Annotated in this window: 14 protein-coding genes; 7 read left to right on the top strand and 7 right to left on the bottom strand. The window is 65.2% G+C overall.

What is annotated here, in order from left to right; all coding sequences use genetic code 11:
* Positions 1 to 1108 (top strand): tetratricopeptide repeat protein (locus JS531_RS08260; protein WP_214314974.1); only part of this gene is annotated, 1108 nt, incomplete at its 5' end.
* Between the two features lie 80 nt (positions 1109 to 1188).
* On the opposite strand, the gene JS531_RS08255 is transcribed toward JS531_RS08260, so the two are convergent.
* The 6 genes from JS531_RS08255 to JS531_RS08230 form a co-directional block, all read right to left on the bottom strand.
* The gene (locus JS531_RS08255) at positions 1189 to 2499 is read right to left on the bottom strand and encodes a solute carrier family 23 protein (RefSeq protein ID WP_214314972.1); all 1311 of its coding nucleotides are present in this window, start codon (positions 2497 to 2499) and stop codon (positions 1189 to 1191) included.
* Positions 2500 to 2606: 107 nt separating this feature from the next.
* Positions 2607 to 3437, bottom strand: a complete 831-nt coding sequence (locus JS531_RS08250) for a histidine phosphatase family protein (protein ID WP_214314970.1) — start codon at positions 3435 to 3437, stop codon at positions 2607 to 2609.
* 147 nt (positions 3438 to 3584) lie between these two features.
* Positions 3585 to 4292, bottom strand: a complete 708-nt coding sequence (locus JS531_RS08245) for a L,D-transpeptidase (protein WP_214314968.1) — start codon at positions 4290 to 4292, stop codon at positions 3585 to 3587.
* A 123-nt stretch (positions 4293 to 4415) separates the two neighbouring features.
* Positions 4416 to 5393, bottom strand: a complete 978-nt coding sequence (locus JS531_RS08240; protein ID WP_214314966.1) for an AEC family transporter — start codon at positions 5391 to 5393, stop codon at positions 4416 to 4418.
* Positions 5394 to 5472: 79 nt separating this feature from the next.
* A complete protein-coding gene (locus JS531_RS08235) occupies positions 5473 to 7914 on the bottom strand; it encodes an ABC transporter permease (RefSeq protein WP_214314964.1) in 2442 nt (813 codons plus the stop codon).
* A 17-nt stretch (positions 7915 to 7931) separates the two neighbouring features.
* Positions 7932 to 8633: an ABC transporter ATP-binding protein gene (locus JS531_RS08230; protein WP_214314962.1), complete on the bottom strand. Its 702-nt coding sequence runs from the start codon at positions 8631 to 8633 to the stop codon at positions 7932 to 7934.
* A gap of 156 nt (positions 8634 to 8789) precedes the next feature.
* Between JS531_RS08230 and JS531_RS08225 the strand changes: the two genes are divergently transcribed.
* From JS531_RS08225 to JS531_RS08215, 3 genes are all read left to right on the top strand, one after another.
* Positions 8790 to 9389, top strand: a complete 600-nt coding sequence (locus tag JS531_RS08225; RefSeq protein ID WP_214314960.1) for a TetR/AcrR family transcriptional regulator — start codon at positions 8790 to 8792, stop codon at positions 9387 to 9389.
* Positions 9390 to 9545: 156 nt separating this feature from the next.
* Positions 9546 to 10934 (top strand): MDR family MFS transporter, encoded by a 1389-nt coding sequence (locus tag JS531_RS08220; RefSeq protein WP_214314958.1) that lies wholly within the window; start codon positions 9546 to 9548, stop codon positions 10932 to 10934.
* 64 nt (positions 10935 to 10998) lie between these two features.
* Positions 10999 to 11877 carry a LysR family transcriptional regulator gene (locus JS531_RS08215; RefSeq protein ID WP_240542118.1) on the top strand — a complete coding sequence of 293 codons (879 nt, stop codon included), beginning with the start codon at positions 10999 to 11001 and terminating at the stop codon, positions 11875 to 11877.
* A 47-nt stretch (positions 11878 to 11924) separates the two neighbouring features.
* On the opposite strand, the gene JS531_RS08210 is transcribed toward JS531_RS08215, so the two are convergent.
* Entirely contained in the window at positions 11925 to 12323 is a 399-nt protein-coding gene (locus tag JS531_RS08210; protein ID WP_214314956.1) for a cupin domain-containing protein, read from the bottom strand.
* A gap of 109 nt (positions 12324 to 12432) precedes the next feature.
* On the opposite strand from JS531_RS08210, the gene JS531_RS08205 reads away from it, so the two are divergent.
* The 3 genes from JS531_RS08205 (at position 12433) to JS531_RS08195 (ending at position 14254) form a co-directional block, all read left to right on the top strand.
* Positions 12433 to 13341, top strand: a complete 909-nt coding sequence (locus tag JS531_RS08205) for a hypothetical protein (RefSeq protein WP_214315002.1) — start codon at positions 12433 to 12435, stop codon at positions 13339 to 13341.
* 108 nt (positions 13342 to 13449) lie between these two features.
* Positions 13450 to 14034, top strand: a complete 585-nt coding sequence (locus tag JS531_RS08200) for a sugar O-acetyltransferase (RefSeq protein WP_214314954.1) — start codon at positions 13450 to 13452, stop codon at positions 14032 to 14034.
* A gap of 76 nt (positions 14035 to 14110) precedes the next feature.
* On the top strand, positions 14111 to 14254 hold the full coding sequence (locus tag JS531_RS08195) for a hypothetical protein (RefSeq protein WP_214314952.1): 144 nt from the start codon (positions 14111 to 14113) through the stop codon (positions 14252 to 14254).
* Positions 14255 to 14328: the final 74 nt, after the last annotated feature.

Genomic DNA, 14328 nt, shown 5'->3' with positions numbered 1-14328 from the left:
CGCCGAAACCAACCCCGACGCATACCAATTTGACGTGGCCGCGACCCTCAACGGTCTCGCCGACATGCACAGATACCTGCACCAGTACAAGCAAGCCGAAGGCGAATATCAGGAAGCGCTCAGCATCCTGCGGCAGCTCGCCGAAACCAACCCCGACGCATACCAATTTGACGTGGCCGCGACCCTCAACGGTCTCGCCGACATGCACAGATACCTGCACCAGTACAAGCAAGCCGAAGGCGAATATCAGGAAGCGCTCAGCATCTACCGCCAATTCGCTGAAGCCAAATCCGACTTCCACAAATCCAACGTGGCTATAATCCTTAGCGACATCGCTCTGCTGCACAGCGAGCAACATGAATATGGCAAGGCCGCAGGCGAATACGCGGAAGCACTGCGCATCCAGAAGCAGATCGTCGCTGCCAATCCCCAAATTGATCTATACCAACTCGATATGGCTCGAACGCTTAGGAACTTTGCCGATCTGCACAGCAGCCCGGACATCAAGCAGTACGATCAAGCCGAACGTGAATACAAGGAGGCGCTGCACATCTACGAGGATGTGGACCAGCACGATTCCGGCATCTACCAATCGTTAATCGCCGACGTACAGAACAGCTACGCGATCATGCTCACGGACCTCAAACGCTTCGACGAAGCCGAGCCGCTGCTACAGTCGGTGCTGCACACGCGGCAGGAGCAGGCACACCGCAATCCAGCGCGATTCGCCTCCCTCGAAGCGCAGGCATGGAACAACATCGCCACGCTGCACCGTGACATGGCCCGGTTTGACGAGGCAATCGCAGAATACGAGCATGCGCTGAGCCTGTACCGGCAGCTTAACCTGCAGAACGATGGCGATCGGCATCTCCCGCAGTTGCAGCGCACCACATATAACCTGATGCGCTGCCATGAGATGAAGATCGACAGCACGCCGCCCGACCGGCAAACCGACGACATGCTGTATCGTGCCATCAGCGTGATGAAGGACTTGAAGGAGCTATATAGGCGGTCCGGCGACAACGACAAGGCACGCAGACTGCAACTCGTCAACATCAAAGTCCTGCAGGACGTGCTGGATCAGCGGAACACAGCACCGGCTGAATAATGACAGGCACAACAAAAGGGGCGCTTCCTCACACGAGGAAGCGCCCCGAGTCATAGCCGCTGCCAGCACAGCCGCAGCGGCTACAGGATGTCCGGATCGTCCTTGGCGATGGTGCCGGTGGCCTTGCCGATGGCCTTGAGGCCGTGGTAGGCGACGAGGATCACGATCGTGCCGATGGCGATGCCGTTGAACTGGATGCCGTTGAACGCGAACTCGAACTGGCCGATGGCGATGATCATCACGATCGCGGCGACCATGATGTTGAGCGGCTTGTCGAAGTTGACCTTGTTCTCCACCCAGATGCGGATGCCCATCATGCCGATCATGCCGTAGAGCAGCGTGGTGACGCCGCCGAGCACGCCGGCGGGGATGGTGTTGATGATCGCGCCGAACTTCGGGCACAGGCTCAGCAGCAGGGCGAAGCCGGCCGCGCACCAGTAGGCGGCGGTCGAATAGACCTTGGTGGCGGCCATGACGCCGATGTTCTCGCCGTACGTGGTGGTGCCGGAGCCGCCACCGAAGCCGGCGATCGCGGTGCCGAGGCCGTCGGCGAACAGGGCGGTGCCCATCTGGTCGTCGTAGTCGCGGCCGGTCATCTGGGCGACGGACTTGACGTGGCCGACGTTCTCGGCGACGAGCACGAGCACGACGGGCAGGAACATCGGCAGGATGGAGAAGTCGACCTGCGGGGTGTGGAAGTGCGGGAAGCCAATCCACGCGGCTTTGCCGATGGCGGAGAAGTCGACCTGGCCGCGGGCGCACGCGTACGCGTAGCCGATGATCACGCCGAGCAGGATGTTGAGACGTCCGGCCAGCCCGCGGAACAGCACGGCGACGAGCAGCACGGCCACGAGCGTGACGAGCGCGGTGTCGGGCGCGGCCTTGAAGTTGTTCCACACGCTGGGCGCGAGGTTGAAGCCGATAATCGCGACGATGGCGCCGTTGACGACCGGCGGCATGATGATGTCGATCCACTTGGAGCCCGCGAAGTGGACGACCACGCCGACGATGGCGAGCAGCAGGCCGGTGGACAGGATGCCGAAGCTGGCGATGGCGATGCCCTCGAAGCCGGAGTGGGCGGCGGTGACCGCGGCGATCGGCGCGATGAAGCCGAAGCTGGAGCCCAGGTAGCTCGGCAGCACGTTCCTGTTGATGAGCAGGAAGAGCGCCGTGGACAGCGCGGTGAAGAACAGGGTGGTGGACGGGTCGAAGCCCGTCAGGATCGGCACGAGGAAGGTCGCGCCGAACATGGCGACGACGTGCTGGGCGCCGATGCCCGCGGTGCGCGTCCAGGTGAGGCGCTCGTCGGGTTCGACGACCTCGCCGGGCGCCAGCGTCCTGCCGTCGCCGTGCAGTTTCCATTGGAAGATGTTGCCTTTGGGTTCGCTCATAAGCGGCTCTCCTTAGCTTCTCTCTTGCGGGGCATACCGCATCCCCGCGATTCGAAGCCATTGTAGCCGCCCGTCGTCACGCCGGAGCGTCCCGCCGGATTCCGGCGTCACTTGCCGTAGTATTCGAGCAGGTGCGGGTCCACCGCGTGGACCACGTCGACGAGGTCGCCGTTGGACAGGTAGGGGCGTTTGAACTCGCGCCACGGCTCCACCTTGACCTCCCATTTGCCGGTCTCCTCGTCGAGGACGGGCCGTGCGGTCTGCTCCCAGCGCACACGCTTGGAGGTGCGTCCCGTCTCCGGGTCCCGGCGCGTGTAGTGCAGGCACGTGCAGTTGGTGATCGCCCATTCGGGGGCCTCGGCGCGGTGCATGAACTCCTCGTCGGACAGGTCCTCGAGGGTGAGCATCAGGGCGAGCATGAAGTCGCCGTGCGTGACCATGACCACGCTGCCGAGGTCGGATTTGCGCGTGAGCGAGGTGAGCACGTTGTGCACGCGGTCCTCGGACACGTCGGCGATGGATTCGCCGGCCGGCGGACGCCAGTACAGCGGGTCCGTGTTCTTGAACATCCAGTTGCGTGCGTAGTTGGTCTTGAAATCGTCCTTGGTGATGGTGTTGATCTCGCCCCAGGAGCGCTCCCTGATGACGCGGTTCTCCTCCCATTTGGCCTTGGGCAGCGCCATGGTGGCGGCGGTCTCCCGGGCCCGCACATACGGGGAGACCATGTAGCGGTCGAACAGCTGCTGCTGGCCGACGAGCCACCGGCCGATGCAGTCGGCCTGCTTGCGGCCCACGGCGGTGAGCCGCCATGAGCGGTCGGGCACGGTGACGTTGTCCTGCGTGTACAGGGAGTTGTCTCCCCTGTTGCCGGCGTTGACGATGATGTTCGCCTCGGACTCCCCGTGCCGGATCACATACAGGTCGAGCGGCATGCTCATGGGTTCGTTCCTCTTTCCCGGTTGTTCGGTTCGATGACGCTGGTCCCAGCGTAATGGACGAGGGGCGCCGCCGCGACATGCGGCGACGCCCCGTAAGCCACTGTTCACCCGGCGTTCGGATTCGTTCCTCCCGGCCGGTGCCCGTTGTCAGGCGATGGTGACGGGCGTGCCCGCCGGCATCTGGTCGTAGAACCATTTCGCGTCGGCGATGCTCAGGCGCACGCATCCGTGCGAGGCGGGCCGTCCGAGCTTGGCGGCCTCGTCGGTGAGATAGTCGCCGGCGTTGACGCCGGTCGGCACCGAGTGGAACAGGTACGGCCCTTTGAACCGCACCCAATAGTCGGCGCCCATGCGCTCGTCCGGATTGTAGAAGTGGGTGCCGCGGGCGCTGATGACGTACGTGCCGTGGGGCGTGGAGTCGTCCATGCCGGTGCTGGCGATCATCGTGTAGATGGTGTTGCCGGCGGATTTGACGTACACCTTCTGCTCGGCGAGGCTCACGTCCACGCTCAGGTCGGTGTAGTCGGCGAGGTTCGGCTGCTGGCCGCCGGTGGGGTTCGTCCAGCGGTCGCGTTCGCGCTGCTCCTGGATGGTCTGGTTGAAGGCGGGCACCTTGTCCCGCTTCAGCGTCTTGGTGGCCTCGGCCTTCGCCTTGGCCTGCACGATCTTCGCCGTCTTGGCGGCCTCGATGCCGGCGAGCGCCTCGTCCCGTTCGGCGGCGCGGGCCTGCCACAGGACGAACATGGCGCACATGAGCACGGCGAGCACGGCGCACAGGGCAGCCTGCGCGACGACCATCACATCGGTGCGTTTGCGATGCTGTCCGACGTATCGTTGCGAATGCCTTGCCGCCATGGATGCGCGCCCCCATCTGGATGGTTCCCGAATGATTCCTTGACCATGGTAGCCGATGGGACGCCCGTGCGCACGTCGGAGCCTATCTGTCCGGAACAGTCCGGAGGCCGTCTGGAAGGACGGTCAGAAGACGAGGTAGGAGACGGCGGTGAGGGTGAACAGGCTCGCCACGGTGGTGACGAGCACCATGCCGATCGCGTATTCGGGGTTGTTGCGTTCACGTTCGGCGAACATGACCATGGTGCTCATGGTGGGCAGTCCGGCGATGATCGTCATCATGTGGACCATGTCCGGGTTCGCGGCCGGCAGGCCGATCATGGGCGGCACGAACGCGAGCAGCGCGTAGAAGCCGATCGGGAAGGCGAGCATCTTGACGGCGACTCCGACGTACAGCTCGTACCGCCTGAGCACTCCCGTCCAGTCGCGGATGGCGAACAGGCCGCCGAGGTAGACCATCGACAGCGGCGAGGCGACGCCGCCGAGCTTCTGCAGCGGGGCGAGGGCCACGTCGGGCACGTGGACGCCGGCGAGGATGAGGGCGACGGCGAGCACGACGGCGATGAGGGCGGGGCTCACGAGCGGGGCGAGCCGGTCGAGCCAGCCGCGCGAGGGATGCTCGTCGGCCGTGGATTGCCGGTCGTCGACCTTCCTGCACGTCCACACGCCGTACGTCCACAGGAGGAACTGGTCCACGAGGGACATGAGCGCGAAGTAGAGCGCGCCCTTGGTGGGGAACAGCGCGATGACGAGCGGCAGGCCGATGAACCCTGCGTTGCCGAACACGAAGCAGCCGCGGAACATGCGGCCACGCTCGCGTTTCAGCCGCAGCAGATGGGACAGTCCGGTGAACACGGCGATGAGCAGCCCGTACATGACGAGGGTCATCACGATGATCGCGTCGGAGCCGATGAGGTCGGCACGCGTGGTGCCGGCCACGGCGTTGGAGAAGACAAGCAGCGGGATGCCGACCTTGAGGATGAGCGAACAGATGCCGTTCAGCGCGGCCTCGTTCAGCACGCGGGTCCTCACGCAGATGTAGCCGACGGCCATCATCACAGCCATGCCGATCATCTGTCCGAGCACGATGTCGAACTGCTCCATGCTGTCGTCTCTCCTTTTCCGCCGTTCCGAACCGTCACTCAACGTACTCGGGACCGGAGAAGAGACGGATGCGGACCCGTCACTCGGGGCTCTTCAGCGCGCCGACCATGTCGATGCGGTCGAGCGCGTGGTTCGTGGCGAGGCCCACCAGCAGCGTGAACAGAAACGCCAGCACGGCCGCCGCCGCATAGCAGTACCACAGCACGTTGGGCACGATGTTCATGCCGGGCAGGTCGAGGCGGCTCACGAGAAAGCCGAGCAGCCCGCGGCCGCACGGCAGGCCGATGGCGATGCCGAACGCGGAGAGCAGCAGCATCTCCTTGTTCACGTAGCCATGCACCTCGCGGCGGCGGAAACCGAGCACCTTGATGGTGGCGAGTTCGCGTTCGCGTTCGGAGATGTTCGTGGAGGCGAGCGTGTACAACACCACGACGGCGAGGATCGCGGCCATGGCCACAATGAATCCGATCATCACGAAGAAGATGAGGAAGCTCTTCGAGAAGTCGCGCTCCTGTTTCGCGGAGCTCGTCACGGACAGGTATTCGTCCTGCGAGGCGAGCCGATTGGCGAACGCGATCTGCGCGTCGTCGTCGCCCTTCACCGTGATGAGGTCGGCGTTGGGTGCGTAGTCGGCGTCGAACGCCTTCTCGTATGCGGACCGGGTCATGAACACGACGTTGCCGGTGTAGTACTGGGCGAGCGCGTGTACGCGCGGCGTGGCGGAGTCCGCCATCGCGTCGGCCATGTCGACCTTGTCTCCCGCGACGAGCGCGAGCTTTTTCGCGGCGTTCGCGGTGACGACGATGCCGTCCGCGTCGCGCAGCCCGATTGGCGCGCCGTCCGTCGTGTGCAGGTCGATGTAGCCGTCAAGGGATTCCCCGTCGGGGATGACCATGAGCTGCGCGGCGATCTTCCCGCCGTCCGAATCCGGGGAGGACAGGGTGGCGGAGCCGAGCTGCAGGGGCAGCGTGGATTCCACGTCCCTGTCCTTGTCGAGGTCCTGCTGCGCCTTGTCGTGGTCGACGGCGGAGGTGACGGCCATCACGTCGTAGAGGGAGATCTCGCCGTGCTGGCGTGGCATGAGCGTCAGTGCGGACGAGCCCATGCCGAATCCGGCGGTCATGAGCGCGGTGCAGCCGAGAACGCCGATGATGACCATGAGCGCGCGGGACTTGTAGCGGAACAGGTTGCGCGCGGTCACCTTGCCGAGGAAGCTCAGGTGGTTCCAGATGAATCCGATACGCTGCAGGATGATGGTCCTGCCGGCCTTCGGCGCCTTGGGGCGCATGAGCTCGGCCGGCTGGAGACGCAGCGAGCCCGCGCATGCGGCCGTCGCGGCGCCGGTGATGACGGCGACGAACAGGAGCACGCCGCCGACGGCGAGACGCCAGTCGACGAGCAGCGGATATGAGGGCAGCACGTAGATGTTCGTCAGCATCCTCCGCGTGAACGCGAACGGCAGCCCGACGAGTCCCAGCAGGTCGCCGATGACTCCGCCCAGCAGGCAGGCCGCGCACGAATACACGAGGTACTTCACCATGATCTCGCGGCGTGTGTAGCCGATCGCCTTGTACGTGCCGATGAGCTGGCGGTCCTCCTCCACCATGCGTGTGATGGCCGTGAGGCTCACCAACAGCGCGATGACGAGGAACAGCACGGGGAACAGGGTGCCGAGGCGGGAGATCATCTCGCTTTGCGTCTTCACGTCCTCATAGCTGGTGATGGCGCCGCGGTCGTTGACGATCCATTTCGCGTTTGCGGGGGCGGCGTCTTCGATGGCCGTCTTCGCGGCGTCGACCTTGTCCAGATAATCGTCGGCGTAGGTGTTCATCGCCTTAGCGCCCCTGACGGCGACGGCGGCGGATGCGTACGGCATGGCGTCGTTCGCGACCGCGTCGGCCGCGACGAACATCGGGTAGACGGTCTTGGCGCCGGAGACAAGGGCGAGCGGGCCGGACGGGTTCACGATGTCGTTCGGGTCGGTGACGACGCCGACGATCGTGTACGCGCCGTCCTCGAACGTCGCCGTAGCGGACGCGGCGTACGCCGCGGAATCGTCGGGCGAGAACGTGACCTTGTCGCCGATCCGCTTGCCGGAGTCGTCGAGGTACTGCCGTGTGACGACGATCTCGTGCGCATGCTTCGGCAGGCGTCCGTCGTTCAGGTACGGCTCGTCGATATGGCGGTCGTTGAGCGCCGTGACCGTGGCCGACGCGCTTTTGCCGTCGACTCTCGTCGTCACGCCCTGTTCACGCACGCCGGCCGCGTCGGCGATGCCGTCCGCCTTGCGCAACGCGGCGATGTCGGCGTCGTCGAGGCCGAGCGTGGAGACCACGGACACGTCGTGCATGCCGGTCGTGTCGAAGAAGTCGTCGAGGCCGGCGCGGATGTCACGTCCGACGGCGTTGAGGCCGCCGAGCATCATCACGCCGACGGCCACGATGATCGCGATCGCGGCGAACCGTCTGCCGTTGCCGGAGATGGTGCGCCATGCGTCCTTCCAGAGTGCGGTCTTCCTCATTGTCGGATGCGCCTCCCCTACCATTCGATGTCGGCGATGGGAGTCGGGTCCGGGTTCGTCGTGATCTCGGTGACCTTGCCGGAACGGAAGCGGATCAGACGGTCACCCATCGGCGCGAGCGCGGAGTTGTGGGTGACGAGCGCGACCGTGATGCCATGGCTGCGGCAGGAGTCCTGCAGCAGCTGGAGCACCTCCTTGCCGGTGTTGTAGTCGAGCGCACCGGTCGGCTCGTCGCACAGCAGCAGTTTCGGGTTCTTGGCGAGGGCACGTGCGATGGACACGCGCTGCTGCTCGCCGCCGGACAACTGCGCGGGGAAGTTGTTGAGACGGTTCCCGAGACCCACCTTCTCCAGGGTTTCGCGGGCGTCGAGCGCGTCGGGGCAGATCTGGCTGGCGAGCTCCACGTTCTCGAGGGCCGTGAGGTTGGGCACGAGGTTGTAGAACTGGAACACGAAGCCCACGTCGAAGCGGCGGTAGTCGGTCAGTTCCGCCTCGCCCGCCTTCGTGACGTCCCGCTCCCCGAGCCTCACGCTGCCGGATGTGGCGCGGTCCATGCCGCCGAGGATGTTCAAGGCCGTGGATTTGCCGGCGCCGGATGCGCCGAGGATCACGGCCAGTTCGCCCTGCTCGATGTCGAAGGTTGCATGGTTCAGGGCCAGCACGGCGGATTCGCCGCTGCCGTACCGACGGACCACGTCATGGAATTCAAGGAAGCTCATCGTTTCACCTCTCTGATGCGGCCCGGCACCGTCTTCCGTGCTTTCGCCGGGCACCTGAGAGCGTAACCCATCACACCGTAGGGTTAAATCCCCATATTTCGATACAGTGTGGGGTTAACGAACCGGAATGACGGACGGAAAGACGAAGGAGGACGCATGGCACGGCCGAAGGCCACCGAACGGACGGCGCCGGAGAAGATGCAGGAGGCGTTCTGGACGCTGCTGGAGCGTAAGCCGTACGTGCAGATCACCATCAGCGACATCACGCGCGAAAGCGGATTGAACCGCAGCGCGTTCTACTACCACTACACCAACATCCCCGAGCTCGCCGACGATGCGATCGCGGCGATCTACGAGCAACCGGACGTGACCGCGTTCATCGCGCACATCATCCGGCAGGACGAAAACATCGACGCATTGCGTGAGTATGCGCTCCGGTTCGTGGACGCGCCGGAGCGACTCGCCAGTATCCGTCGTCTTTCCCTGATCGCGGGTCCGCATGGGTCGACGGGTCTTGCCTCGCAGCTGAAAAGCTACGTCGTCGGCATTTGGCTGTCGGTGCTCAGCCTTGACGAGTCACGGTTGAATCCCGGGCAGCGCATCGTGCTGGAATACGCGTCCAGCGGCATGCTCGGCATCCTCGGCAAAGCGCAGACCCTGCTCACGCCGGACAGCATTGAATGGCTGGCACGATCCGCGGTGCCGGACACCATCTCCCAGCTCATCAACTCGCTGAAGGACGGACGCGAGCATTGACGGGAACGACGGGCGCATGTCCCGCGCGACGGTACACTGAGGCTGTCACGCCGGCAGGGGCTACGGCGTCGCGCATCCATGTTTCCCACGCGCGGCGACGACCGAAATCAGCCGGATCCGTTTTCCGACAGATTCGAGGTTCCCATGGATTCCGTCATGCCCGGACGCGCATCATCGAAGCGTTCCGTCATTCCGATCATTGTGATGATGGTCGGCAGCTTCACCGCCATCCTCAACCAGACGCTGATGACCTCCGCCCTGCCGCATCTCATGCGCGAGTTCGGGGTGACGAGCAACACGGCGCAATGGCTGAGCACCGGGTTCATGCTCACCAACGGCATCATGATCCCGGTCACCGCGTTCCTCATCCAGAAATTCACGACGCGCCAGCTGTTCTTCTACGCGATCGGCATGTTCCTGTTCGGCACGCTCGTGTGCACGTTCGCGCCCGGCTTCTGGGTGCTGCTCGCCGGCCGCGTGCTGCAGGCGACGGGCGCGGGCATCCTCATGCCGCTGCTGCAGACCGTACTGTTCCTCACGTTCCCGCCGGAGAAGCGCGGCGCGGCGATGGGCTGGTTCGGTCTGGTCATCGCGTTCGCCCCGGCCCTGGGCCCCACCCTGTCCGGCCTCATCATCGATTTCCTGCCGTGGCGTTTCCTGTTCGTGCCGCTGATCGTCATCGCCGCCGCCGTGCTCGCCGCCGCGGTTCCGACCGTGCGCAACGTGACCACACGCACCGACCCGACCATCGACGTGCCGTCCATCGTCCTGTCGACGCTCGGATTCGGCGGCCTGCTGCTCGGCTTCAGCCTCGCCGGCCAGGAGGGGTGGGCGTCTCCGCAGACGCTCGGTTCGCTCGCCGTGGGCGCTCTCGCCCTGTGCGCGTTCATCCACCGTCAGCTGCATCTGACGCGTCCGATGCTTGACTTCCGCGTGTTCGCCAAGCCGATGTTCGCCCTGTCGATGCTGGTCATCGTGCTCGTGTTCGTCACGTTCATCTCGACGATGAACATCCTGCCCATGTTCATCCAGGATTCGCTGGGGATGACCGCGTTGCAGTCCGGTCTCCTGCTCATGGGCGGCGGCGTGGCCGAGGGCGTGTTCAACCCGATGGCGGGCCGGCTGTTCGACCGTGTGGGCATACGCCGCATCGCGCCGCCGGCGATCGCCGTAGTCGCCGTCGCCGCGTTCGCGCTCTCCCGCATGGACGCGGATACGCCCGCATGGTGGCCGGCCGTGTTCTTCACGCTGATGATGACGGGCGTCGCGTTCTGCCTGATGCCGCTGACCACCACCGCGCTCAACCAGCTGACGGGCCCGATGCTGCCGCACGGCACGGCGATGAACAACACGCTGCGTCAGACGTGCGCGGCGATCGGCATCGCCGTCAACTTCACCATCATGACCACGAACACGCAGCCCGCATCCGCCGCCGGTTCCGCGGCCGCGGGCCTCGCCCACGGTGTGGACGCGGTGTTCGTCACGGCGACCGTCGTGGCGTGCATGGCGTTCGTGCTGTCGCTGTTCGTGCGCGACCGGCGCTGAGCCGCTGCCGCCTCGCAGCCCTCTACAATGGTGGCGTAGCGGACGAATCCCGGAACGAATCCCCATGCCGGAGGACGGAACCATGGAACTGCGCGTGCTCAGGTATTTCCTCGCGGTGGCCGAGGAAGGCAACATCACGTGGGCGGCGCAACTGCTGCGCATCTCCCAGCCGACGCTGTCACGCCAGTTGAAGCAGCTGGAGGAGGAGCTGGGCGTCACGCTGTTCGAACGCGGGCCGCATGCAATCACGCTCACCGAGGAGGGCCGTCTGCTGCGCGACCGCGCGCAGACCATCATCTCCCTCGCGGACAAGACGGAGGTCGACTTGAAACGTTCCGCCGGGGATCTCTCCGGCGACATCACGGCCGGCTGCGGCGAGGTGGGCGGCATGTCGTATCTGGCGCAGCGCATGGCCGAATTCCGCAAGACCCATCCGGCCGTGCGGTTCCATGTGGTCAGCACGACGGCCGACGTGATCCAGGACCAGCTCGAACAGGGGCTCATGGATTTCGGTCTGCTCGCCGACCCGGTGGACACCGAACGGTACGAGTATCTGCGTACGGGCATCAGCGACCATTGGGCGGCGATGGTGCCTGACGGGCATCCATTGCAGACCCGCGACTCGTTGACGCCGTCCGATCTCGTCGGCGAACCGCTGCTGCTGCCCTCGCGCGAACCGGTGCGGCGCGTGGTAATGCACTGGTTCGGCTCGCTCGCCCCGCAGGCCGTCATCGCAGGCACATGCAACCTGCCGGCGAACGGCGCGGCGATGGCGGCGAACGGATTGGGCCTGTATCTGTGCCTCGATTACGGTGCCTCGTATCCGGGCGTGCGCGCGGTGCCGCTCGCGCCCATGTTCGAAAGCAGCTCTGTGCTCGTATGGAAGAAGCAGGGCGTCTCCTCCCCCGCGGCCGGTGCGTTCGCCCGGTTCCTGCGCGCATGATGGTGTCCGGCCGGCGGCACCGCCGGTCCGGGACGTCCGGTGGGCGCTCAGGCGAGGCTGTGGTACGTCTCCTCGTCGACCGGCTCGAGCCACTCGTTGCTTGCGCCCTCCTTCTTCGGCATGATGGCGACGTGCGCGAACGCCTCGTGCGGGGAGGCGCCGTGCCAGTGCTTGGTGTCCGGCGGGATGTAGGCCACGTCGCCGGGCTTGAGCTCGACCGGCTCCCGGCCTTCGATCTGGTAGTAGCCGCGCCCGCCCACGGCGAGCAGGATCTGGCAGATGCCGTGGTGGATGTGCCAGTGGTTCGTGCAGCCCGGTTCGAACGTCACGTTCGCGACGTTGACCTGATCGTCGCCGGCGAGCGGCGCGAGGTAGCTCTGCCCTTCGAAGTATTGCGCGTAGGCATCGTTCGGCTGCCCCATCGGGAATGCGCTCGGGTTCTCCATGATGTTTCGTCCTTTCATCGTTGTCGGTATCCATTACACGACCGTCGTCGCGTCCGCGCCAATAGCGTCGCCCCATACGCATCCATGCCTCAGGCGTATGGTTTGAAGCATGCGCATCATCGAACGGTTCTGCCGGGGCAAGCATGCCGACCAGTCGTTGAACGAGGACGGTCTCGTCGTCACGGAGGATTACGCCGCCGTGGTGGACGGCGTGACCGGCAAGAGTCTGCGGCATCTGTGGAAGCCGAGCGGCGGCGTGGTCGCGAAGGACCTGCTGGCGAGCGCTATCGCGGGTCTGCCCGGTGAGGCTTCGATGCGCGAGGCGCAGCGGGCGCTTGATGGCCGGCTGCGTGATGAGTATGCGCGGTTCGCGGCCATGCATGGCGACATGCCCTCGGACGATGGGTCTTCGCACGTGTTCGAAGTGGAACCGTGGGAGCGTCTTCAGGCGAACGCCGTCATCTACAGCGCGTTTCGGCGTGAGGTGTGGCTGTTCGGTGATTGTCAGGTCATGATGAACGGGGTGCAGACGCCGACGCTGAAGCGCGTGGACGAGTTGCTCGGGGAGCTGCGTTCGTTCGCCACGCAGGCGTTGCGGCTGCGGGAGGAGGCGGAGGCGCGGTGCCCCGACGATCCGGAGACCGTGACGGCGGATGGTTCCGCACGTTCCTCCCGAGTCGTCGGCTCCGGCGATCCGGCACGCGACCTGATCATGCCGTTCCTGCGGTTGCAGTCGGAGTTCGCGAATCGTCGTGGCGAGTATGGGTATTTCGTGTTCGATGGGTTCGCCGATCCGACGTATCCGATTCACATCGCGCCGGTGCAACCGGGTGCCGAGGTGGTGCTTGCGTCGGATGGGTATCCTCTGTTGCGTTCCACGTTGGCCGGGTCGGAGGCGGAGTTGGCGCGTCTGCGTCGTGAGGATCCGGGGCTTGTGCGTGAGTTTCGGAGCACGAAGGGGTTCACGGCGGGGTTGGAATCGTTCGATGACCGCACGTATCTGCGGTTCATTGCGTGACGTGCGGCCCATATAGCCGACGGGCATGGCGGCGTATCGAACGACACTATTGGATGGTTCTTTCCGACCGCGGTTCAATGGGACCGACTTTCGGAAAGGACCGCAATCATGAGTGCCATCACGGCCGAACCAACGACCGATATCCTCGTCCGCGACAAGGGCGGCGAGCCCGTCGACCCCACCGAACCGGAGTACGCCGCCATCGGTGCAATCATCGCCGAGACGAAACGGCTGTGCGTCGAGCTCAATACCGGCGGCTATCACGAGCCGGACGAGGTCCATGCGATGTTCGAACGTATCGTGGGGCATCCGGTGGATGCGTCGTTCCGTCTCAATCCGCCGTTCTACACGGATTTCGGCCGGAACATCGAGGTCGGACGCGACGTGTTCATCAACTGGGGATGCACGCTCATGGACCGCGGCGGCATCTCCATCGGCGACGGCTCGTTCCTGGGGCCGAACGTGCAGCTCGTCACCATCAACCATATGCGCGACCCGATGCGGCGGGCGACGACCGTCTCCAAACCCATCCGCATCGGCGAGCACGTGTGGATCGGCGCGGGCGCGATCGTCCTGCAGGACGTGACGGTAGGCGACGGCGCCATCGTCGGAGCCGGCACGGTCGTCACGCACGACGTGCCCGCCGGTGCGATCGTCGCCGGGGTGCCGGCCAAGGTCATCGGACACGTGTAACGGACGCCGCGACGCGGCAGACTGTTGGCTGCTCGCGCAAAAGCCGTGGATCGCACCGATCCCCGGCACGAAGCACGTGGACCGTCTGCGCCAAAACCTGGGCGGCACGGCCGTCACGTTCACGCCCGACGAACTCGCCGACATCGACCGCACGCTCGACTCGATCACCATCAAGGGCGCCCGCTACCAGCCCACGCAGGAGGCCCTCACCAACCACTGACAGGACCGCGGGACGCCGGCGAGGCGCATACGACCCCACCGGATGACACAGTTCAGACGGTATGCGCAGGTCCG

The sequence above is a fragment of the Bifidobacterium sp. CP2 genome (assembly GCF_018555635.1).
In the GTDB taxonomy this organism is placed as follows: Bacteria; Actinomycetota; Actinomycetes; order Actinomycetales; family Bifidobacteriaceae; genus Bifidobacterium; species Bifidobacterium saguinibicoloris.
This window is presented reverse-complemented; position numbering and strand designations above follow the sequence as displayed.

Coding starts and splice junctions, on each gene's coding strand:
- JS531_RS08255 (WP_214314972.1), bottom strand. CDS start 2,499: ATGAGCGAACCCAAAGGCAACATCTTCCAATGGAAACTGCACGGCGAC.
- JS531_RS08250 (WP_214314970.1), bottom strand. CDS start 3,437: ATGAGCATGCCGCTCGACCTGTATGTGATCCGGCACGGGGAGTCCGAG.
- JS531_RS08245 (WP_214314968.1), bottom strand. CDS start 4,292: ATGGCGGCAAGGCATTCGCAACGATACGTCGGACAGCATCGCAAACGC.
- JS531_RS08240 (WP_214314966.1), bottom strand. CDS start 5,393: ATGGAGCAGTTCGACATCGTGCTCGGACAGATGATCGGCATGGCTGTG.
- JS531_RS08235 (WP_214314964.1), bottom strand. CDS start 7,914: ATGAGGAAGACCGCACTCTGGAAGGACGCATGGCGCACCATCTCCGGC.
- JS531_RS08230 (WP_214314962.1), bottom strand. CDS start 8,633: ATGAGCTTCCTTGAATTCCATGACGTGGTCCGTCGGTACGGCAGCGGC.
- JS531_RS08225 (WP_214314960.1), top strand. CDS start 8,790: ATGGCACGGCCGAAGGCCACCGAACGGACGGCGCCGGAGAAGATGCAG.
- JS531_RS08220 (WP_214314958.1), top strand. CDS start 9,546: ATGCCCGGACGCGCATCATCGAAGCGTTCCGTCATTCCGATCATTGTG.
- JS531_RS08215 (WP_240542118.1), top strand. CDS start 10,999: ATGCCGGAGGACGGAACCATGGAACTGCGCGTGCTCAGGTATTTCCTC.
- JS531_RS08210 (WP_214314956.1), bottom strand. CDS start 12,323: ATGGAGAACCCGAGCGCATTCCCGATGGGGCAGCCGAACGATGCCTAC.
- JS531_RS08205 (WP_214315002.1), top strand. CDS start 12,433: ATGCGCATCATCGAACGGTTCTGCCGGGGCAAGCATGCCGACCAGTCG.
- JS531_RS08200 (WP_214314954.1), top strand. CDS start 13,450: ATGAGTGCCATCACGGCCGAACCAACGACCGATATCCTCGTCCGCGAC.